This window comes from Desulfosporosinus metallidurans (assembly GCF_001936615.1).
GTDB classification, from domain to species: domain Bacteria; phylum Bacillota; class Desulfitobacteriia; order Desulfitobacteriales; family Desulfitobacteriaceae; genus Desulfosporosinus; species Desulfosporosinus metallidurans.
The window spans coordinates 213284-233736 of the sequence record NZ_MLBF01000002.1; the positions used below are offsets into that span (position 1 = coordinate 213284).

General features: G+C 42.9%; 22 protein-coding genes and 1 tRNA gene. 7 read left to right on the top strand and 16 right to left on the bottom strand.

The features are described from left to right. Positions 1-127 precede the first annotated feature (127 nt). The 9 genes from DSOL_RS02390 to DSOL_RS02430 all read right to left on the bottom strand — a co-directional run bounded on the left by DSOL_RS02390 (position 128) and on the right by DSOL_RS02430 (position 8022). Complete coding sequence (locus DSOL_RS02390; RefSeq protein ID WP_170871422.1) at positions 128-850, bottom strand: demethylmenaquinone methyltransferase; 723 nt, start codon at positions 848-850, stop codon at positions 128-130. Positions 851-1104: 254 nt separating this feature from the next. Next, the gene (gene fadR, locus DSOL_RS02395) at positions 1105-1698 is read right to left on the bottom strand and encodes a fatty acid metabolism transcriptional regulator FadR (RefSeq protein ID WP_075363278.1); all 594 of its coding nucleotides are present in this window, start codon (positions 1696-1698) and stop codon (positions 1105-1107) included. Between the two features lie 107 nt (positions 1699-1805). Continuing rightward, entirely contained in the window at positions 1806-2090 is a 285-nt protein-coding gene (locus DSOL_RS02400; RefSeq protein ID WP_075363279.1) for a winged helix-turn-helix domain-containing protein, read from the bottom strand. Between the two features lie 31 nt (positions 2091-2121). Then, positions 2122-4209 carry a ferrous iron transport protein B gene (gene feoB, locus DSOL_RS02405; RefSeq protein ID WP_075363280.1) on the bottom strand — a complete coding sequence of 696 codons (2088 nt, stop codon included), beginning with the start codon at positions 4207-4209 and terminating at the stop codon, positions 2122-2124. A 73-nt stretch (positions 4210-4282) separates the two neighbouring features. After that, a complete protein-coding gene (locus DSOL_RS02410; protein WP_075363281.1) occupies positions 4283-4549 on the bottom strand; it encodes a FeoA family protein in 267 nt (88 codons plus the stop codon). Positions 4550-4693: 144 nt separating this feature from the next. After that, complete coding sequence (locus DSOL_RS02415) at positions 4694-5206, bottom strand: GNAT family N-acetyltransferase (RefSeq protein WP_075363282.1); 513 nt, start codon at positions 5204-5206, stop codon at positions 4694-4696. Between the two features lie 127 nt (positions 5207-5333). After that, a complete protein-coding gene (locus DSOL_RS02420) occupies positions 5334-6476 on the bottom strand; it encodes an MFS transporter (RefSeq protein WP_075363283.1) in 1143 nt (380 codons plus the stop codon). Positions 6477-6536: 60 nt separating this feature from the next. Continuing rightward, on the bottom strand, positions 6537-7529 hold the full coding sequence (locus DSOL_RS02425; protein ID WP_075363284.1) for an asparaginase: 993 nt from the start codon (positions 7527-7529) through the stop codon (positions 6537-6539). Position 7530: 1 nt separating this feature from the next. After that, positions 7531-8022 (bottom strand): HD domain-containing protein, encoded by a 492-nt coding sequence (locus DSOL_RS02430; RefSeq protein ID WP_075363285.1) that lies wholly within the window; start codon positions 8020-8022, stop codon positions 7531-7533. Positions 8023-8128: 106 nt separating this feature from the next. Between DSOL_RS02430 and DSOL_RS02435 the strand changes: the two genes are divergently transcribed. After that, a complete protein-coding gene (locus DSOL_RS02435) occupies positions 8129-9109 on the top strand; it encodes a glycosyl hydrolase family 18 protein (RefSeq protein WP_075363286.1) in 981 nt (326 codons plus the stop codon). A 310-nt stretch (positions 9110-9419) separates the two neighbouring features. Then, positions 9420-9701 carry a late competence development ComFB family protein gene (locus DSOL_RS02440; RefSeq protein ID WP_075363287.1) on the top strand — a complete coding sequence of 94 codons (282 nt, stop codon included), beginning with the start codon at positions 9420-9422 and terminating at the stop codon, positions 9699-9701. A 15-nt stretch (positions 9702-9716) separates the two neighbouring features. On the opposite strand, the gene DSOL_RS29430 is transcribed toward DSOL_RS02440, so the two are convergent. Then, positions 9717-9842: a hypothetical protein gene (locus tag DSOL_RS29430; protein ID WP_282433520.1), complete on the bottom strand. Its 126-nt coding sequence runs from the start codon at positions 9840-9842 to the stop codon at positions 9717-9719. A gap of 146 nt (positions 9843-9988) precedes the next feature. On the opposite strand from DSOL_RS29430, the gene DSOL_RS02445 reads away from it, so the two are divergent. Further along, positions 9989-10663, top strand: coding sequence for a Crp/Fnr family transcriptional regulator (locus tag DSOL_RS02445; RefSeq protein WP_075363288.1), 675 nt, complete (start codon positions 9989-9991; stop codon positions 10661-10663). Here DSOL_RS02445 and DSOL_RS02450 read toward each other — a convergent pair. Continuing rightward, the gene (locus tag DSOL_RS02450; RefSeq protein WP_139314361.1) at positions 10660-11514 is read right to left on the bottom strand and encodes a hypothetical protein; all 855 of its coding nucleotides are present in this window, start codon (positions 11512-11514) and stop codon (positions 10660-10662) included. The two genes, DSOL_RS02445 and DSOL_RS02450, sit on opposite strands and share 4 nt — an antisense overlap. A 140-nt stretch (positions 11515-11654) precedes the next feature. Between DSOL_RS02450 and DSOL_RS02455 the strand changes: the two genes are divergently transcribed. Further along, complete coding sequence (locus tag DSOL_RS02455; protein WP_075363289.1) at positions 11655-13904, top strand: DEAD/DEAH box helicase; 2250 nt, start codon at positions 11655-11657, stop codon at positions 13902-13904. Between the two features lie 69 nt (positions 13905-13973). On the opposite strand, the gene rd is transcribed toward DSOL_RS02455, so the two are convergent. From rd to DSOL_RS02480, 5 genes are all read right to left on the bottom strand, one after another. Further along, entirely contained in the window at positions 13974-14135 is a 162-nt protein-coding gene (rd, locus tag DSOL_RS02460) for a rubredoxin (protein ID WP_075363290.1), read from the bottom strand. 108 nt (positions 14136-14243) lie between these two features. Continuing rightward, positions 14244-14693 carry a hypothetical protein gene (locus DSOL_RS02465; protein ID WP_075363291.1) on the bottom strand — a complete coding sequence of 150 codons (450 nt, stop codon included), beginning with the start codon at positions 14691-14693 and terminating at the stop codon, positions 14244-14246. A gap of 22 nt (positions 14694-14715) precedes the next feature. Further along, the gene (locus DSOL_RS02470) at positions 14716-15405 is read right to left on the bottom strand and encodes an HAD family hydrolase (protein WP_075363292.1); all 690 of its coding nucleotides are present in this window, start codon (positions 15403-15405) and stop codon (positions 14716-14718) included. A gap of 571 nt (positions 15406-15976) precedes the next feature. Further along, positions 15977-18145 carry an L-lactate dehydrogenase (quinone) large subunit LdhH gene (ldhH, locus tag DSOL_RS02475; protein WP_075363293.1) on the bottom strand — a complete coding sequence of 723 codons (2169 nt, stop codon included), beginning with the start codon at positions 18143-18145 and terminating at the stop codon, positions 15977-15979. Further along, positions 18145-18723, bottom strand: coding sequence for a LutC/YkgG family protein (locus tag DSOL_RS02480; protein WP_075363294.1), 579 nt, complete (start codon positions 18721-18723; stop codon positions 18145-18147). The genes ldhH and DSOL_RS02480 overlap by 1 nt, the downstream gene beginning before the upstream one ends. Positions 18724-18968: 245 nt before the next feature. On the opposite strand from DSOL_RS02480, the gene DSOL_RS02485 reads away from it, so the two are divergent. The 3 genes from DSOL_RS02485 to DSOL_RS02495 all read left to right on the top strand — a co-directional run bounded on the left by DSOL_RS02485 (position 18969) and on the right by DSOL_RS02495 (position 20420). Beyond that, a complete protein-coding gene (locus DSOL_RS02485; protein ID WP_075363295.1) occupies positions 18969-19181 on the top strand; it encodes a hypothetical protein in 213 nt (70 codons plus the stop codon). Positions 19182-19426: 245 nt separating this feature from the next. Next, positions 19427-19502: transfer RNA gene (locus DSOL_RS02490), tRNA-Ala, on the top strand. A gap of 138 nt (positions 19503-19640) precedes the next feature. Beyond that, entirely contained in the window at positions 19641-20420 is a 780-nt protein-coding gene (locus DSOL_RS02495; RefSeq protein WP_075363296.1) for a tetratricopeptide repeat protein, read from the top strand. Positions 20421-20453 lie beyond the last annotated feature (33 nt).

The window sequence follows — 20453 nt, forward strand, 5'->3', positions numbered from 1 at the left end:
ATCCATGTCTAGTGGTTTTTTTTCAGGGCCCATTAAGGATATTTATACTATATTATTTCTATAAAGTATGATTATTATAACAAATAACTCTTCAACTCCTATGGTCCATCTTAACTGGGAATCATTTTTAGTCCTTGGGTTTCGTACCAATTACGACGGCTACAACCCCTCCTGCCAAATTAACATAATTTGTTTCGGTTAAACCACACTCTGCAAAGATTCGGACTAATTCTTGCTGAGATGGAAATTCTCGGGCAGAATCATGTAAGTATTGATATGCACTTGATTTTTTGGCCCAAATTTTACCCATTATAGGGACAAGCTTTTCAAAATATAGCCAATAAACTTGCTTAAACCCCGGGAACGATGGTTTAGCCATATCTAAGGATACAACCTTTCCTCCAGGCTTTACAACACGTACCATTTCTCGTATCCCCTGGCGCAAATCCGGCAAATTTCGCAATCCCCAGCCTACCGTTACCCCGTCAAACGAATGATCCGGGAAGGGAAGTTCCATAGCATTCCCTTGAATGAAATGAATACGATCCCTATTCGGGGAGTGTGCCAATGAATGTTCAGCTACGTCCAACATATTCTGTGAGAAGTCCAACCCAATAATGTTCCCTTCTTCTCCCACCACGTTTCCTAGTTCCATCGAAAGTTGTCCTGTCCCACAGCAAACATCAAGAATCTTCATACCCGGCCTTGCCCCTACACGTTGCACGGCAATATGTCGCCACCGCTTATCCATTCCCAGGCTCATCAAACTATTCATCAAATCATAATGGCCAGCAATAGCATTAAAAGTCTCTTTCACATAAGTCGCTTTATCTTTACCCGCAAAATCCATCATATATCTCCCTATCTTTTGGTTTTTCATGCTTGTAATAGTATTAGACATTCCCATAAATAATACGCGAACATTACCCTATTGTCTAGATACTTTCCATTTTGTGACTATGCTGAAACCAAGAAAGTTAACTTCCCGAAACTTATACTTTCTGACTGGTACAAGATAAAAGGGAAGTAAGGAATCGCTTAAGCAATCCTTACTTCCCTTTAGCTTTCGTCCTAGCCGGAATAAGAGACAATGCCTCTTTGAAGTTACGTCAAATTGTTAATTTTAAAAGCCCCTCGTACTAAGTCAAATACAACATCTTCAGATTCTTCCAAAGAACGTGGTTTCTTCGAAGTCACCCAATCACTGATCATAGCATCCAACGTCCCAAAGAACATCTGTCTAGCTACCTTAATATCCGCTAAAATGATTTCGTCTTTTTTAACTCCCTCTGCAAGAACTTGTTCAATAAGATGGAAATACTCTCTTAAGGGACCAGAAATTGCTTCTCTGATTTCCGGATTCGACTGTCTGAGTTCAATCTGAGTAACTATGGCAAGCGAACGGTTTTCCTGCATATACCTCAAATGGGTTCGAATAATACACAATAATCGTTCTTGGGTTGTCTCATATTTTCCAGTAGCCTGACGAATCTCTTTAATAAATTGACCCATCCGCTCCGTAAAAAGACTGACCAAAATATCTTCCTTATTTTTAAAATAGAGATAAATTGTACCGTCCGCAATTCCTGCTAATTTGGCGATTTTGGATACTTGACAAGAGAAATAGCCATATTCCGCAAAAGCCGTCGTAGCCGCATCTAAAATAGCTTGATATTTTTCCTCACGGGGCTTACTCATTCAGTACACGGGCTCCCTTCCAAACGCCTATATAATTCACCAAGAATTCAAATTTTCCTATTATCATACCATAATATAAGGAAAATTTCTAAAAATAAATGCCTTGGCTATTTTGGCTGCGAACCCACTATTGTTTGTCCCCGCTCCGTAAGTACCCAAAAATTAAACGTCTCGGACGAAGAAAAACCACACCCTTCACAGTGACTGCTTCGATCTGATCCACAGCGCGAACTACACGCTTGGCCGAAAAGTTCGCGACGAATGTAGCCCATATGCTCCATTTGTTCCAACGCACTTTGAATTTCCCTTACTGAATAACCAACTTGGTGGGCCAACTGTGCCATCGAGATCGATTCCTTGCGTGCCAGAATTTTCATAATGCTTGCAAACATAACCGTTCACCTCCAGTAGGACTTTTTAGGCCTAATGAATGCCGATCGCTTGTCCTCCGTGAAAAACAATCCACCCCACAACAAAACTAAGAAGAAGGTTATAAGCGACCCCAAAGCTTGTCCAGGCTAAACTTCCGGATTCCTTATACGTTGTTACGACCGATGCGAGACATGGAATATAAAGCATATAAACAACTAGAAATGTGTAAGCCTCTAAGGAAGTCATGGCCCCCGTCATCGCTTGAGCAATAGACTGCGAAGCATCTGCTGCAACACCGTACAATATGCCGAGGGTTGATAATGTCGTTTCTTTAGCTGTAAACCCAAAAACAATTGCGACCATTATCCGCCAGTCAAATCCTAACGGTTGCCCAATAATAGCCAACAACCCTCCCATTTTACCAGCCCACGTCCTGTCCATAGGAACCCCTTGTGGATAAGAGCTCAAGACCCAGACCACAATTGAAGCTACTAAAATGAACGTCCACGCCCTTTTGAGAAAGGAGTACGTTTTCTGCCAAGTAGGCCACAGGATATTGCGGAACGTGGGGATATGGTACAGAGGGAGTTCCATGACAAAGGCTGATCGTTCGGTTTGTTTGACCACTTTTCTTAAAAAGAGTGCCGAGAACATCACGAGGAGCATACTTAACATCAGAAGACTTAACATAACGACGGCACCTCGAGAACCTGGAAAAAATGCAGCCACAACGGCACTCATAACCCCTAAACGAGGCACGCAGGGAATCAACGGATTGATGAGCATAGTAATCAAACGGTCCTTGGGATCTTCCAGTGTTCTTGTGGCCATAATTCCCGGAACATTACATCCAAAACCGGAAACCAAGGAGAAAAACGACTTTCCATGTAAACCCATGAGTTGCATAAATCGGTCCCCTAAAAACGCTGCCCGCGCCAAATAACCGCTGTCTTGCATAAAGGAAAAGAAGGCAAAGAAAATTGCAATCTGAGGCACAAATGCTAAAACAGCACCTACCCCCGCGAAAATCCCATCTCTTACTAAACTTTGGATAAAGTCAGGAGCATGACCCCATTGTAGCAAACGAGCCATGACATCGCCCGCCCAAGCCATACCTTGGGAAACAGCACTACCCAATGGCGCACTAGAAATAAAGGAAGCCCAAAACACAAATGCTAGGACTGCGAGCATGATGGGATAGCCCCAAATTGGAGATAGAACCCAACGATCTAACAAATCCGTCCGCGTGGGTTTAGTAAGATTTTCCTGAGTCGCAAACTTAGGAAGGATCTGGGAAATATATTGATATTTTGCATCGGCAAAGGCCATCTCAAAATGATCCTTAGTCCATCCTTCTGTCTCATACTTCAGGAGCAATGCCTCACCTGGAAGCGTGATCGATTCTTTAAGCTCGTAATTGACTCCATCTCCAGGATCACAGCAGGAATCCTTGTCCTTATTTTTCCGAGCCTGTGGGGTGATTTTCTTCCACTCTTGCCCGATTTCCGGATCTCTTTCTAGGCGTTTTATGGCTAACCAGCGCAATGGATACCTTTCTGCCCATGGGGTATCAGCCAACAATTCTTCCATTGCCTGAATCCGTTGTTCCAGTTCTTCCGGATATAGGACATTCCCTGGCGTAGGATCATGTTCTAGTTTTCCTAACTTAATAGCCTCCATTAAGAATTCTTCGATCCCTTTTCCTTTAGCCGCAACAATTTCAACCACTGGAACCTTTAAAGCAGAGGCTAAACTAGTAGCCTGAATCGTTATGCCTGCGGATTGTGCCAAATCTAACATATTCAAGCCGATAACAACGCGGGGCGCAAGTTCCATAAGCTGGAGTATTAAGTAAAGATTTCGTTCAATATTTGAGGCATCAACCATCGCCATTACAACATCCGGTTTTTCTCGGAGTATATATTCGCGAGTAACAATCTCTTCTTGGGAGTACGCAGTCAAACTATAAGTTCCAGGAAGATCAATCAGTTCTATGTCCTGACCAGCTCTCTGGATCGTACCCAACTTTCGTTCAACCGTTTTTCCAGCCCAGTTCCCAACTTGTTGGTTGGAACCCGTTAAAGCATTAAATACTGTACTCTTACCGACATTCGGATTACCCATAAGTGCTATTTTCATGGCTAAGCGCCTCCCTTCTTTTAAGCTTGCTAATATGTCCTAGTAAAATCACATTAGGTATAACAAACAAGTTTTAACGACTTGCTAGCGGATGTTCTATGGACCCTTGATGGGTCTCCTTGACAAAAATTTTAGCACATTCTCCTCGGCGCATTGCTAAATAGTACCCTTTCAATCGAATCTGAAGTGGTCCACCCCAAGGAGCACAACGTATAACTTCTAACTCAACCCCAGGGACGATTCCCATATCCATCATCCGACGACGTAACGCTCCCCCACCTTCAATATGCTCAACACATGCCCGTTCTCCAGGTTTTAAATCCCCTAAATAGCGTCCCATCGTTTCATCCCTCCTATATAAACGATAATCATTCTCACTTAAATCCTAAAAAATAACTGAGAACCTATCTCATCTATAGGATACTATCCTTTCCTTACCCTGTCAAGATAAATCATAAAAACAACCGTCGGCCTTCCCTACAACTTACCCATCCATTGGATTTTTAGGACCTGAGAGATTTATTTGGTAAAATACTAGGTTAAGCCACTTACCAAATTTAAAACCAGCTCTTTTAATAGTACCTGAATATTCAAAACCCATCTTTTCATGCATTTTAATGCTGTTTTCATTAAAACCATCTATACCGGCAACTAGTGTTGCATACTCTCTTTTATCAGCAATTCTAATGATTTCTTTCATTAATGCAGTACCAACCCCATGGTTCCTATAGTTTGGATGCACATAGACAGAATGCTCTATCGTATATTTATAGGCTGGCCAAGCTCTAAAAGGGCCAAACGTTGCAAATCCAAGAACTTCATTATTTTCTTCAAAAACAAGAACCGGCAATCCCTCCTCATTCTTCTTCTGAAACCATAACTTTCTATCCTCCAGGGTCTGAATATCATAGGTGTATATTGCCGTAGTGTTTAATATGGCATCGTTATAAATTTCCAAGATTTCGTGCAAATCTTTTTCAACGGCTTGTCTAATCATTTTTGTAACCTCCTTAAATATCATTGGGACAATAACCCATACAATATGGTCTGGGGCTTTATCTTCCAATCACTTTGATGGCACCAATAGGGCAATTCTAAGAGCAAATGGCACACCCGTTGCCCTGTTATAACCTATTATCATATTGTAGGAAAAGCAGCGCTAAAATCACACCCCCGACTGTGAGCAAGGCCGATACTCTGTACATCAATTGTACCTCACCGATACGAATCAGCCACCCTGCACCCACGGTTCCAACAATCGCGCTGATTCCAAAACTGACAGCATTAAAGGCAGACTGAGTGCTCCCTTGAAGATAGGGAGGCAAAAGAAGGTTTAAATACTCCACACCGGCTAAATAAAATAGTGCAAAGCTAAGACTCTGAGTTATCTGTAACAAGACTATTAAATGATAGTCTTGAACAAAACTATACGTTACCCAACGTAGAGCAAAAATAATCCCAGCCATCGCGATCAAGTATTGAGGATGAGACCGCTTCAGCCAAGCACTTCCCTTGCTAAATACAATCATTTCACTCAATGCAGCAATCATCCACCCTAACCCAATCCACCAGCGGCTTGCCCCTAATGCCTGCATGTGCCAGCCAAAAAAAGCAGTGTATGCATTATATGGGGTCATGAAAAGTAAGGTGACTATCAAAAAAACAAGTAACCCCGGAGCATTGAGGACGCTAATAATGGGAAAAGGTATGGTGGAAACCTTTTGCATCGTGTCACGTGGGTTAGGTAACGAGTTCGCCCAGAATAAACTCCCTAATAGAATAATGCCTTCTAGAACCCCGAACCAAGCCAAATCTAAATGAGAGAAAATAAGTCCACCGAGAGCGGCAGTCAGGGCAAACCCTAAGGAACCCCAGCGACGAATTTTTCCATAATCCTTTGGATCATCTAGTGTATTTAACACCAACGCATCCGATAAAGGTGTAATTGGTGAGTTTGTTAGAGCATATAAAAACAACAAAAAAGCAAACGATAAAAAACCTTTGCCAAAAGACAACGTAATGCTGATGAAAGTCGTTAATATCAAAGCCGCGAGTAAATATTCTTTGCGGCGATGATGTCGATCTGCGAGTGTTCCCCAAACCGCTTGAGCGAAAATACCAGCGAGTGGACCGACAGACATTAGAAAACCAATTTGAAGGCTGTTCATATTAGAACGCGTGAGAAATAAAGGTAAAAACGGAAGATAAATTCCCACCGCTGCAAAATAAAAAATATAATATCCAGCCATAACGGAATTGCGTTTCATTTTCGGTTTCTCCTCCCATCATGACAAGGGTATAACGACCGAGCAGGCACAGTAGATTGATCAAGAAATATTCACAGCCCCATTAGAGAGAATCTTTCTCAATTCCTTTTTATCCATACCTTGTCCTAAGGCAATACTTAAAAACAAACGCACCTTTTCCGTCGATAAATCCGCTGAAAACCAAGCCCCAACTCGTTCGAGGTCTGCTCCCCCACCCGGATATCCATAGACAGGAGCCGTACGCCCAAATAAGCATCGTGACGTAATCACGACTGGAACACCCATTGCGATAATCTCAGAAATCTCCTGCATAAGGATTGGCGGTAGATTTCCACGTCCAAAAGCCTCGATCACGAACGCTTCCGTGTCGTCTTGAATCATGGTCCGCAAGATATTCGAAGGCATACCCGTATAAACCTTACAAATCGCGACCTTTGCTAGAGTCTTTTGAATTCCAAGCTTAACGGTTCGTTCAGGTTTACGATGCCAAATGACCTCCCCTGTGTCGATACTTCCCAAGGCTCCTTTATCGCCCGAATTGAAGGCATCGACATGATTCGTATGCAATTTTCGCACATCCCGTGCAGCATGAATTTCTTCATTGAGAGCAATAACAACCCCTCGATCCACAGCCCGAGGATCGAGGGCAATGCGCATAGCATTCGATAGATTGCGCGGTCCATCCGAATCGCTCTCAGAAGCATCTCTTTGAGAAGCGGTCAGAATCACTGGCCGGTGATCATTAATGGCAACATCTAGGAAATAAGCGGTTTCCTCCAGCGTATCCGTACCATGGGTTATGATAATCCCTTTTAGTAAAGGATCGAGAGAAAAGTGCCGCTCAACCTCAAGTGCTAAAGTCCTCATCTGCGTTGGATCCATATTACAACTTGCTACATTGCTAAAATCGCATATTTCCCAATCGGCTTGCTGAGAGAGTTCAGGAAGGCTTTCCAGTAGCTCATGACCGCTAACAGCTGGAACAACCTTTCCTGTTTCATCCTTACGCATGGCAATAGTTCCACCTGTAGCAATAAGTAGTACTTTTTCCATGCTATCCCTCCTTCAATGGATTGATTCCTAAGTCTTTTAAAGCCTGCTGAAGCCTAGCAATATGATACTCCTTCGATATTTCTTCTCCATGCCAATAACAGTCTAAAATATCTGCATCCTTCACAATTTCCTCAAGTGCTGTGCCAATCTGATCCTTCTTAGAATGGTTTATAACCGCTTGAACAATCTGTTCTCTTGTTTCTTCTGTGACGTTCCCTTCCACCAAGAAACGCCGAACTGGCTCCTCACCTTTAGGCGCATGATCATACTGTCGTCCCGATACCCAACGGCCAATATCATGTAAGGCACAAGCTAACGCTGCCTGCTCAGTGTCTACACTTCGCATTTCCGCAAGCATACGACCCATTTGAGCACAGCTTGTGGCATGAATTCTCTCCCATATCATTGGATAATCTCGTTGGATAGTTTGCTCCTCCAAATGATCCATATAACCATAAATCCTTTGCAAATCATTAATAAAATCCCACTTCATCGCAGATCCCTCACTTACCTTATTTTACCATAATAAAAAGGAAAATTTATTCGCTTCCTCCTCATATCTTATCCTAGGGAGTATACAACAAGAGGAGGAAGTCTGTTTGAATTCAAATTGGACACCGACAGCACGACACCTTATAGACAAACGATTATGGGTACTCGGTTATGTTTCCGAAGATTTCCAGGGAGATATGCGCGCCATTGGCTCACTGCGGCAACAAGGCTCCCGCATCGATGCTTATGCTGACTTTGCCTTTCAGCTTCAACCAGATGGTCAGTTCAGCGGTCAAGTTAATAAACTCGCGCTTCAAGAGGCTATAGCACAAGGAACGGCTCCCCTTATTCTCTTTCACAATTTTAACGGAAAAATCTTTGATCCTCTACCCTTACGTTCTGTTTTATCTTCAACTGTTTCGCAACGAAATTGTATACAGCATATGATGAATTTGATCCCACCTACGGCAGCCGGTGTACATGTCGATTTTGAAGGGATAGAAGGCCCTTACCGAATTCCTTTTCTTGCTTTTCTAGAATCCTTGAAGGCAACATTACATGACCGAGGTTTACTTTTAACTATTGCTATCCCTGCAAAGCGTTCGAAATGGGAAGCGCCAGGCTATGACTTTGCTGGCATTGGGCGGTTATGCGATTCAGTGACTCTAATGACCTATGACGAACATTTTTCAGGCGGTTCGCCCGGTCCAATTGCAAGTCTACCTTGGATGACCGAATCGCTCGACTATGCTATCCGCTATGTCCCGCACGAAAAATTATTACTGGGCATACCCGTCTATGGGTATGATTGGTCCCACGAGCAAACTCAGATGGTTCCAATGCGTGATATTCCCGAGTTGGTCGCTCGAACTAATGCACGCATCCTTTGGTCTGATCCCGCAGTCGAACCTAATTTCTATTATTGGCAAGGACGCCTAAGACATACTGTCTGGTATGAAAATGAACTTTCTGCCAAGATTCGCCTCGGCTTTGTCAAAAGTTATCGGTTGAGGGGCATTGCCGTATGGCGCCTTGGTTACGAAACAAGTCGGTTTTGGCAAGGGGTAACCAGTAAACTCAAAAGATAATCTTACTCTTGAGCGTTTATAGGGCATCTTCTTCGGTGAATACTCTTTCTTGTACCAGTCAGGAAGTATAAGTTTTGGGTGGCATAAGTGCAACTAAGGCGACCGCCTTCGCTAAGGCTTGGCGCTAGCCAAGTTTTCTTTAAACCATAAGAGCGTATAGTTAGGCAGAATTGCATTCTTATGTTTCTGCCTAATTATACGCTCTTTGATTAACATGTGCCATCCTTTATAAAACATCTACTTGTTCTTTAATCAATTTACCCTTATTATTGGAATTACTAAAGAAGTACAAAGGAGATGAAACATACCTATGTATGACCTTAAAAATCACACAGAAATTGCAGTCCATCAGGCACTACAAGATTATCTTCGCAAAAACGCAATATCCTGTTCCTGTGAGCGCTGTCAGGCTGATATTATGGCCTTAGCCTTAAATCGTTTACCCCCGCGTTATTATGTTTCTTCGCGTGGCGAAATTATGACGCAATGGGAATCCCAAGCACTTCCAGATCAAGCGCGTGTTATGGCAGATGTTGTCCGTGCGGCCCAACAAGTCAGTGCTACGCCCTCACATTCATTAGACTTACCCTGAACTGATCGGACGCCATTAACTTGCATTTATAACGATGATCACAGTTAAGACTGCTACTACAAATAACACCAACACTCGAAAAGGGGTGTTGATGACCGGTTTTATCTGTACCGGAGTCCATTCAATGTCAACCATTCTCATTAACGATTCCTCCTCGCTCCCTTCTAGTGTATGACCTTACTCGTTACACTGTGAAAACGAGGAGACCTAAAAGGTCTCCTCGTTTATACTATCCGAAACATCCACCAATACGTGTCAAAATAAGTTACTGAAATGAGGTGCAATTCGTGCTTAAGCCCGAGGAACTTCTCCGCTTTGCTCTGTTTTCATCCTTAACTACTGACGATGTCACTCCCCTGCTTCCCCATCTAAATGAGCGTCATTACCGCCGTGGACAGCTCTTGTTTGTTGAGGGAGAGATCGGTTCTTCAGTGTATTTTGTCCTCTCTGGACAAGTAAAACTCAGTAAATCAACACCAGAGGGTGTGGAACAGATTCTCGATTGGTGTGGCCCCTATGATTGTTTCGCCGAACTTCTACTGCTTGAAGCAGGTTCATATCCAGCCACTGCTGAAGTTCTACAAGACAGCACCCTTTTAGTCTTACATAATGAAGTCATGCCCCGTCTTCTCGAGGCTAATCCTGCTCTCTCCATGGCCCTGATTCGGACTTTGAGCAGGCGGTTAAGGCTCGCTCAAGAGTTCATACGGATTTTAACCAACCGTTCAACAGCAGGAGTTCTTGCTGCTCTATTTCTTCGCCTAGCGAAGCCTGCCTCAAACCCAGGCCAACCGATTTTTATAGATGCCTCACTCACACATCGGGATCTAGCCAGTATGATCGGAACCTCACGCGAATGTGTCAATCGTGCCATTAACGGTTGGAAAAAATCAGGGGTTTTGAAACTGGTCGATGATCGGTTGGAAATTATTAAGCCCTATGAATTAGCGGAATGGCCTTAATTAAAACCCATGACATTGGAGCTTTCAGGCTCCAGTTGATTGACTATGTGCCAACATTCTTCCCAACTTATGTTCAACTGACGCCGCCAAAATACCATCGCAGCGCGTGTCTTTTCACAGGCTCGTTCGTTAAATAGGCTTTGGGGCGGCATTTTTCCTCCCCATGCTTTAACCCATTCTTGATAACATTGAATGAGTTCTGTCGATTGACTCTTTAAAAATCGGAACGTATAAACACTTGTTAGCCAGTGGATCACCTCATCTTCCCCTCCCCGAGCATAGACTCGGCCATCTAAGTCTGCTCCAGCGATCAGAAGAAGTAGAAACAGGAAATGAACGCGTATTGCCTGCCGTAAAGACTCAGGGTTTATCTGAACGATTTCTGCAAACCTTCCAATCGGCTTTAGAAAGAGTTTCACGTTAGGATCTCGGTAAGTACAAATTCCGAAAGCTGCTAAGGGGATTGGGAAGACATCCTCTAATCCACTCTCTTGTAATTGACCTACTAAGTCTCGTTCAGCCTGTACCAAACGTTGTTCTCTTATTAAAAGTTGTTCTGTTGTTTCTTTTAAGAAGGATTCCGCTTCTTTGGGACGATCCGGAAGAGAATCAGCCCATTCACGTAACCGAGAGCGCCGAGGCATGAGAATATCAATCAGAGATCCGGTTTCTTGTTGCAGTAGTTTAAATCCCTGACGCACACGCTCAGGGTCACGATATAATCCTCGCATTAACGTTTCAGCTGCACGGGGAACTTCCATGGATTCCTCAAACCGTACGATCGCTTCACCGTTGCGCTCCGGAAACTTGAGTCCCATGGCTTGCTCTATCTCTAATCGCAACGAAGACACCACTGATCCCCCCTTAGCCTTGTCTCTTGTTTCATCATATGGGACCTAGTGATCATTCAGACCATCTACCACACAAAGTTGACCATTATTCAGCGTTTTGTTAAAATAAGTAAAATGACATCAGAAACGAGCTGACCGACATGTCTAAACGCACGTATCACGAATTTACACTTGACCCTTTTCAAGAAGAGGCACTGGATGCCATTGATGCTGGAAAATCTGTGGTTGTGGCTGCACCCACGGGTACAGGCAAGACACTTGTCGCGGATTATTTAATTGAGAAAGCTATGACTGAACACCTAAAGGTGATCTATACAGCACCAATTAAAGCTCTGAGCAATCAAAAATTCAGAGACTTTAAAGCACAGTTTGGTGAAGAGGCAGTAGGGATCATGACAGGGGATGTTGTCCTGAATCCTACCGCCCCCTTACTAATTATGACCACAGAAGTCTTTCGTAATCAAGTTATCACGGAAGATCCTAATCTTGAGTTTGTATCTCACATTGTTTTTGATGAGATTCACTGGCTCAATGACGAGGAACGTGGCACCGTATGGGAAGAATCCATTATTCTCGCACCTTCCAAAATGAAAATTCTTGGTTTAAGTGCAACGATAGCCAATGCCCAACATTTAGTCGATTGGATCAAATCCATTCGACATGAGGATGTTGCACTAATCGAAGAACATAACCGGGTTGTCCCTTTAGACTATTTCTATTATACCAAAGACACTGGCCTGGTTAGTTATGATGAACTCTGGCGTTATTATCGTCGAAAGCTCAAAGACCGTATCAATGACGACAACCCCTTTGGCCCAACGAGCCACTTAGACCTCATTCGAACGATTCAACGTGACCATCTTCCAGCACTTTTCTTTGTTTTCAGTCGAAAACAATGTGCCATAAAAGCCATGGAATTGGCGACCATCGCTAATTATTTAAGATCTCCGGAGCGCCGAATTGTTGAAGAAAAATTCCTTCAGCACTTTGGTCCAGAAATTGAATGGTCGTCTTCAACCCGTCAACTTAAGCGTTTGTGTTCCAAAGGGATCGCCTATCATCATGCCGGATTGCTTCCATCTCAAAAAGTCATTGTCGAAGAACTCTTCTTAGAACGACTGATTCACGTACTCTACTGCACAGAAACCTTTAGCGTAGGAATTAATTATCCCGTCAAAGCAGTTTGTTTTGACTCACTCAATAAATATGATGGACGCAATTTTCGCCCACTTGCCAATCATGAATTTTTTCAAATGTCCGGTCGTGCGGGGCGACGTGGTCTCGATAAAAAAGGCTATTCGTTTGCCATCGTTGACTTGTCCTATATGGAAAAGAGCCCTCCACCAAAGTTCCAGTTAAATCGACTCGAGCCACTCACCAGCCAATTTAGGTTGACCTACAATACAGTTCTGAATCTCACAGCAACGTTGACGCAGGGACAAATAGAAACTTATTTTCAAAAAAGTTTTGCAGCCTATAGCTACCGACTGAGTTCCGATCATCTTCACAACGAATTAGCTCAGATCCAGCAGCAGCTTGAAGCCACTCAACATCATCTCTGCGAAGAGGTTGGATCGTTTATTTGCCCGTTAAAACACCATCCCAAACGAAAGGAATTAGAGAAGCTCCGGAAGGCGTATAAGGCTTTAGGACCTCGCAAGCAAACTAGGGTATATGGCCGAGAAATGGCCCGCAAAATTCACACTTGGGAAAAGGTATTATCCTTAACTCCTAAAACTTGCCCTTCAGAACAGCAGGAAAACTGCAGGGATCAAAGTAAAACCTATTTTACCATCATACAACAACAGCAAGGTCTTCAAACGGCTTTAGATGGCCTTCCCGATGAAAATGCCTTTTTAGATGAATTTGAATACAAGAAAAATCACCTTCGCCAAATAGGGTATTTACGCGAAAATGAACTTTTGCCCCGTGGAACTTGTGCCAGCCGTATTTATGTTCAAGAACTCCTAGTAACTGAACTCATTTACTCAGACGTTTTCCAGCAACTCGATGACGATCAACTCAATGCCTTACTGTCCTGCATCGACTTCGAAGCAAGGAAAAATGATATGTTTCAACGTGCTGCAGTTTTTGATTCAGTACCTGTCAAAGAAATCGCGGAATATATTCAAAGCATTTGTGGACAAGACACAGTTAGATACGACCCACGCGTTGCGGGGATTACTTATGCCTGGAGTCAAGGCACATCATTCGTTGAGGTACAGGCGTTATGTAACCTTGATGAAGGAGATATCATCAGTGTTTTCAGACGAACCATTGATTTGATGCGTCAAATGCGGGAGGCCATAGGCGATTCCGACCTGCGGACCCGCCTAAAAGCATGCATGGAAAAACTTGACCGTGATGAAGCTGCGATAATGGAACTATAGGGAAAAGCTAAAGGGAAAAGCTCAAATTTTGAGCTTTTCCCTTTGCGTTTAGATCATCATTTAAGTAGTTTACGCAACTACCTCGAATTCACTTTTACTCACTCCACAAAGTGGACAAACCCAATCATCTGGGATATCCTCAAAAGCGGTACCCGGGGCAATTCCTGAATCCGGATCTCCAACTTCAGGATCATAAACATAGCCACACGCTGAGCAGACATAACTTTTCATTGAAATACCTCCTTGATTAAATCTAATAAATTTAAATTAGTATTTATTTTAGCATTTATCCTATTGTTTAGCAAATACTTCCGTTCCATCCTGAACACCCTCTATTAATCATAATAAGGACCCCTTATCCAATGAAATACTATAATGTCTGAGAACATAGCTGCGAAAATTTTCTACACATTGGCAAGGTTCGACATGATCGCAAAAACCCACTTCGAGTTTGCCGATTAAATGGTGATGCAATATATGTACATTAACGTGTAAATGATTTACTCGCTCGCTTACTTCTAAATAATGACGCATCACAAAATAGAATAGACCGAGCACTGCCAAACTCATAGTCATCCAGATTCTTGGCAAGAACAAAGGAATAAATAAACTGAATAACCCTAAGCACAAAGCAATCAGCATCCAAAACGTTTCTTGAAGTTTAGCCGTTTTCCACTCGTTATAACGGCCGAGATACTCATAGAATAACTCAGCCATACGCACTGATGGAAACGGTGGGTTTGGGGTCCCTGCCATTTCATTGAGTGCGAATTGGCCCAGTACTCCCACGCTTATACTTCCTTTCAGAAAATTATAAAGTACCTTGACTAATTAATCGAAAGAGATCTTCAAGCTGGCCTGCATAATCTGTTAGCGTCTCAGATTCAGTGATTCCCACCAGAAATGTCTTCATTCCCAATTCTCGACAGATGACATTTTCAGACTGCTCACTGACTAACAAACAGCTTTCCGTTTTTACTCCAAGGCTTTCAGCAACTTCTCGGAAGAACCCGAGATGGGGTTTACAATAATGAAAGTTATCCAAAGCAGGAATGACCTTAAAATGATCTGGGGTAAGTCCAGCCCAGCGAACCTGTTCCTGCATGGCGCCCAAAGGCATCAACGGATCCGATGCAACTGCGGTTAAAAATCCCTGTTGAATAGCGTTTTCGACCACTTTTACTCCTATAGGAATAGCCTGAACTAGGCAGCGCAAAGCGGGGAAATCGGATTCGTAAAACTCCTCGAAAATAGGTCGTAGGGTTTGGAATGACTGACCTGTGGCCTTGCTAAAATCATCGTAGAACGTTTGCATATTGGTTTGCCCCTGCTTTGGATGATTTTTGGTAGTCTCTAGGGCTTTTAGCAGGTGCTTAGAAAATTTATCAGGTGAAAGAAGATGTGCAAAGCGAGGGGCTAAGATTCCAAGGTAATTCCGCATGAAATCTGCCGTATCAACCTTTGTCAATGCACCGACATCAAATAAAATAGCTTGTATCACGTTCGTGTCCTCCTATTGAGGTCTCAAACTCTGAACCTATCCACTGTTTTGTTCTACTATCAGAAAGTATAAGTGCAAGTAGGCAGCCGCCTTCGCCAGAGGGTCCCTTTTCGCCATCCTTGGCTACAGGGACACTTGGCCATCCATGGCCAGCGCTTGGCGCCAGCCAAGTTTTCTTTATATGTTATAATATTCTCGGTCTATACACAAATTCCTCCTGTTTGTTGAGATTGTTCCTTTTTATTATGACCACAACTTGATTTGCGTAAAAAAAGAGCCCCCTGGGAGAATGATCCCATGAGGCTCCCTAAGCTCAGATTATGCAACGGCCCACTCTGCTTTTTACAGAGGCGCAAGCCTGAGCCTTACCTTCCCTCATGTTCTGCAGGCACATTGGGGAAGGCAACTTCACCTTCATTCCTTCAACGCGATTTCGCTCGCTTTCGAGGCAACACATTTGCCTTACTTCATTCCAGAAAAAAGGTGTCTGCTCTTTTGACTTACTTCTATCTAGCTACTGGAAAATCCTTGGTAGTAAAATGTAACTTTTCCACGAATATCGTTGAATTAATTACTTCTTATACTTATTTTGTTTCTTTTTTCGTTTCTCCAAAAGAAGTTCAGCCGTGTGTATAACTTTGATTTTTGGATTTTGCTTATCTAGGCCGCCTGAGATTTGCATTAAACATCCCGGGCAATCTACTACAACAACATCTGCACCCGTTTCTTCAATATTCTTGAGTTTACGGTCCAAGATGGGGCCCGACATCTCAGGAAATTTTATAGAGTATGAGCCAGCGAAGCCACAGCAACGATCTGATTCCTTCATCTCAATGAGTTCTACCCCCGATGTATCCGTTAAAATTTTTCGGGGTTCAGCATAAACTCCCATTGACCGTTTCAGGTGACAGGAATCATGATACGTAATTTTCAGTGGAGCTCCGTCTCCTCCAGGAGGTAATCCACCTAAATCAAATAATAATTTGGAGAAGTCTCTAGACTTACGACTCAGTTCTTCAGCACGAGCTGCTAATGCCGGATCATCTTGGAGGAGCTCTTTATAACTTTCTATCAGTGCATGTGTACAGGTTGGACAAGCGGAGACTACATAATCAACCTTTTCAGCCTCTAAGGCTTCAATATTCATAATCGCACACTTGCGCGCATTTTTGCGGTCACCCATGTACGTTGCCGGAGCACCACAACAAGATTGTCCCTCAGGAAATACGACTTCGAATCCTTTTTCATTTAGTGCGATAATAACCCCTTCAGCGATCTTTGGATAGACAAAGTCAAGCAGGCAGCCTGCATAGAGTGCGATCGTTCCTTTCCGTTTCTTAACATCTTGCTTTATGGTTTTAAACACATCTCGGAAAGGAACCTTAGCAACCGCGGGTAAACTCTTCTTTTCCGTAAGACCAGATAGAAACATAGGTAAATGACGGATAACCGGCTGCCCTTTTGTAAACGGCTTTTGAGCGACGGATGCAATGCGTAACATCGAATGGAACAATCGTCGGTTAGAGACCACATCCAAGGCAAATTTTTGAGTAAAGGGAAGCCCATCTTTTTCTCCCATACGGTTTCGTATTTCCAAAATCATCTGCGGAATATCCAACTTTCCGGGGCATACTTCGGAACACTTCCCACATTGAAGACAAAGATTTTGCGGATTTTTGGCATCTTTCTCTGAGTTCAAGAAATTAGTTAAGATGGTTCCAATCCCGCCTGTATAAATATGTCCATAGACATGTCCGCCTACGAGTTGGAAAGCGGGACAGACATTTAGACAAGAAGCACACCGAATGCACTGAAACGTCTTCTTGAATTTTTCGTCACTGTACATTTTTCGTCGACCATTGTCCATGAGGATGATGTGAAATTCCTTATCCTGAACCGTGCCATCGGGGAGGTAGGCAGGCGTGGCACCCGTTACCATACTTACATAACTAGTAATCTGTTGACCTGTTGCACTTCTCGGAAGTGCCTGGAGGATGTGTGTGGCATCCTCGAATTTTGGTACCAGTTTCTCTATACCTACTACGTAAACGTGAACAGGAGGTAAGGTTGATGTTAGACGGGCGTTTCCTTCGTTGGTCAACATAATCAAAGTACCTGTCTCGGCGATAGCCATATTGGCTCCAGAAATTCCCATATCTGCCTCTAAAAACTTTTTGCGAAGTTCAACCCTAGCCGTTTTAACGAGTTCCGAGATTTCAGGTTCGTTCAAGCGGTTCAAGTGGTTAGTAAATGTATCTGCAACTTCTTCTTTCGTCATATGGATTGCTGGCAAAACCATGTGAGAAGGATGTTGCCCAGCAAGCTGTACAATCCATTCTCCTAAGTCTGTTTCCTGTACATCCATGCCTTCGGCAAGTAACGTTTTATTGAGCAAAATCTCCTCTGAGGCCATAGATTTCGACTTCACAATTCGCTTTACACCTAGTCTCTTGGCTAGCTCCAGAATATACGTTTTCGCGTCCTCACCGGTGGTCGCACGATAAACCTTAGCCCCTCTGGCGGATGCTTGTTTTTCGAATTGATCGAGCATATCATCCAAATGGCTTGCCGCATAAGACTTGACTTCTGCGATATTTTCACGAATCGAATTGAAGTCATAACCATCATACGCTTTTGCACGTGCCAAGGTATATGCATCTCCAAAACGTCCCAGAGCCCCTCGAAGCACATTGTTTCCAAGCGCTTCATCAATTTTATGTTTAAATTGTTTGTCAGCCATTACGCTACCTCCTCTACCAGTTCATCAACAAAGACGACCACCAGTTGTTTCGGACCGTGAACCCCAATCGTCAAAACACGTTCAATATCCGAAGTTCTACTAGGACCTGTGATAAATCCAACAAATCCAGGAATTTGAGGAAGTCGATGAAGGGTTGCCATAGCTTCCATCAATGTCGGTATGAGCTTATTGGTTGAAACAAGTGCGACGTGTATAGGCACAAGGGTCGAACACAGACGCTGATCAACATTAGCATCTGCATCGGCTTGAACAAGAGTTCCAAGTTCAGCAATAGCATAGTTTACTTGCGTAATTCCCGCATGTGCATCTGGCGTTATTTCGCGAAAATGATCCGTAGTTACAGCTATTCCAGCTCCACCCAATTGTTGTGTAAAGTTTCCTTCTTGTGAGATCGACGAATTCAAGAGGGCCACAGTTTGAACCCCTTTTCCTTGGAGCACTTTACATACAAGTTCTCCTGCTTCTTCTGCAGTCTTAGTACGATAACATTCTCCAGAAACCGCTTCTAGTTTAGCCTTGAACCCCTCATACAATTCAGTGATTTTCTCAATTCCCATATTGCTTTCCTCCCCTGCCGATTCCAGATATATTATTGACCTAACCTAAAAGTATCGTTACTAGTGCTTACATTCTGATGGTCAGACCATCATACCATACAACAAGTTTAATATTAAGATAGATTTCAGGAAATTACAATATCTTTAATACCAAAATTTTAAATATTTTGTTACCTTTAGGCTGTATGGTTTCCATCGTTTTGGGGGAATCTTTAATTTGAAGAATTATAAGGGAGGAAGATGATATGCCAGAAAACGATGCACCAGATGAACTAAGGGCTATTGGAGGAGAATGTTCCTATTTTAAATCAAGTTATCCTGTTGAGCGCTCTAATGACCTTATGGGAGCTACGATCACAAGTTGCGATATGTGCCAACGATGGGATAATGGATACTGCGATATTTTCTTACGGGAACGCTTTGGAGAATCTACGGATGACGATTCCCTCCGGAGATGATTATAATTTCCATGAGAATAATTGATCTCCTATAAATTACACATTGATTTTCGACAAAGTTTGCGTTAATGTATAAATAAGTAAAGTCTAGTCGGTAGTATCTTGACTAGGCCTTGCGCATAAGGGGATTTCCGGACGCGGAAATCCCCGAAAATACGTTTAATCATTATAAATGATTTTAAATCTTTAATGGATAGCAAAAAGGCTTGCAATTTTAGTTCATTGGATTATAATTAATAATTGTTGGGGGTATAGCTCAGCTGGGAGAGCGCTAGATTCGCATTTTAGAGGCCAGCGGTTCGATCCCGCTTACCTCCACCATCTTAATGATAGGTTGTCAGGGGTTACGTACATAAGTTTACGTGACCTCTTTTCTATTGACCAATTATTCATAATGTGCTCCCCGTTTAAGATGTTCTAATTGTCCTCTTTCTCTAGTAAGATAAACGGGGGGATAGAATGCAACGCGTTCAATACGATCTAGAACTACTTTATGTGCAAAAAATTTACTATTTCATGTTCTTGGCGACGTTTACCATAATAGCCTGTGCAATCACACTTTGGCGTTTTGACTGGAAAAGTGGTCTATTTGTTCTCGGAAGCGGTCTGGGCTTATCCTATATCGCCATGCTCAAAAAGAAGAACTTTATTCCTCCAGGACAAAAAACAACTGCAAGACGAATGGCACGTGCTATTTCCCAGGACACCAGTCCCTTGTCGATTGCTCGCTTTGCAAGCCAACTTTATTATTACTTTCATAAACCTACTCAAGCTATTTCCCTTCTGGAAAAATTTTTATCTAGTCATGATCCTTTGCTTTGCATGACACTCGGAGATATCCTTCTTAAAGAAGGCAAGGCGAAACGGGCTCTCTATGTTTTACGCGATAATCCCCATTCTTTCGTTGACCCACTTCTACTTTCAATGCAAGGTCATGTTCTCAAACAAATTGGAAAAACCCCTGAAGCCGTAAGAATGTTCGAACGAAGTTTACATCTCGCTAAACAAAACGGATTTCCTCATAATGGAGCCCATTTAGTTACCCAAAAACTTCTTACTCTGAGTTATACGGCCAGTATTCATCATACTCTTGCAGACTGCTATGTTATTCTTGAAGATTTGCCGAAAGCCAAACGGCATTGCCGAGCTGGAAACCGACTACTTTTTGACCTCTCACTGTGGCACTACTGCCCGCAGCCACCTATTGGTTCTGCAAAAAACTGCAAAAAATCATATTAGTTCAGCATTCTTTTCCCTTTTAGTCTTAGCTTC

What these genes read in the sequence shown, in the direction of transcription:
- DSOL_RS29430 (WP_282433520.1), bottom strand. Translation starts at nt 9,842, where the DNA reads ATGAGAATGGTTGACATTGAATGGACTCCGGTACAGATAAAACCGGTC.
- DSOL_RS02415 (WP_075363282.1), bottom strand. Translation starts at nt 5,206, where the DNA reads ATGATTAGACAAGCCGTTGAAAAAGATTTGCACGAAATCTTGGAAATT.
- DSOL_RS02495 (WP_075363296.1), top strand. Translation starts at nt 19,641, where the DNA reads ATGCAACGCGTTCAATACGATCTAGAACTACTTTATGTGCAAAAAATT.
- DSOL_RS02425 (WP_075363284.1), bottom strand. Translation starts at nt 7,529, where the DNA reads ATGGAAAAAGTACTACTTATTGCTACAGGTGGAACTATTGCCATGCGT.
- DSOL_RS02430 (WP_075363285.1), bottom strand. Translation starts at nt 8,022, where the DNA reads ATGAAGTGGGATTTTATTAATGATTTGCAAAGGATTTATGGTTATATG.
- DSOL_RS02480 (WP_075363294.1), bottom strand. Translation starts at nt 18,723, where the DNA reads ATGGGAATTGAGAAAATCACTGAATTGTATGAGGGGTTCAAGGCTAAA.
- DSOL_RS02390 (WP_170871422.1), bottom strand. Translation starts at nt 850, where the DNA reads ATGGATTTTGCGGGTAAAGATAAAGCGACTTATGTGAAAGAGACTTTT.
- ldhH (WP_075363293.1), bottom strand. Translation starts at nt 18,145, where the DNA reads ATGGCTGACAAACAATTTAAACATAAAATTGATGAAGCGCTTGGAAAC.
- DSOL_RS02455 (WP_075363289.1), top strand. Translation starts at nt 11,655, where the DNA reads ATGTCTAAACGCACGTATCACGAATTTACACTTGACCCTTTTCAAGAA.
- DSOL_RS02485 (WP_075363295.1), top strand. Translation starts at nt 18,969, where the DNA reads ATGCCAGAAAACGATGCACCAGATGAACTAAGGGCTATTGGAGGAGAA.
- rd (WP_075363290.1), bottom strand. Translation starts at nt 14,135, where the DNA reads ATGAAAAGTTATGTCTGCTCAGCGTGTGGCTATGTTTATGATCCTGAA.
- feoB (WP_075363280.1), bottom strand. Translation starts at nt 4,209, where the DNA reads ATGAAAATAGCACTTATGGGTAATCCGAATGTCGGTAAGAGTACAGTA.
- DSOL_RS02440 (WP_075363287.1), top strand. Translation starts at nt 9,420, where the DNA reads ATGTATGACCTTAAAAATCACACAGAAATTGCAGTCCATCAGGCACTA.
- DSOL_RS02410 (WP_075363281.1), bottom strand. Translation starts at nt 4,549, where the DNA reads ATGGGACGCTATTTAGGGGATTTAAAACCTGGAGAACGGGCATGTGTT.
- fadR (WP_075363278.1), bottom strand. Translation starts at nt 1,698, where the DNA reads ATGAGTAAGCCCCGTGAGGAAAAATATCAAGCTATTTTAGATGCGGCT.
- DSOL_RS02400 (WP_075363279.1), bottom strand. Translation starts at nt 2,090, where the DNA reads ATGTTTGCAAGCATTATGAAAATTCTGGCACGCAAGGAATCGATCTCG.
- DSOL_RS02420 (WP_075363283.1), bottom strand. Translation starts at nt 6,476, where the DNA reads ATGAAACGCAATTCCGTTATGGCTGGATATTATATTTTTTATTTTGCA.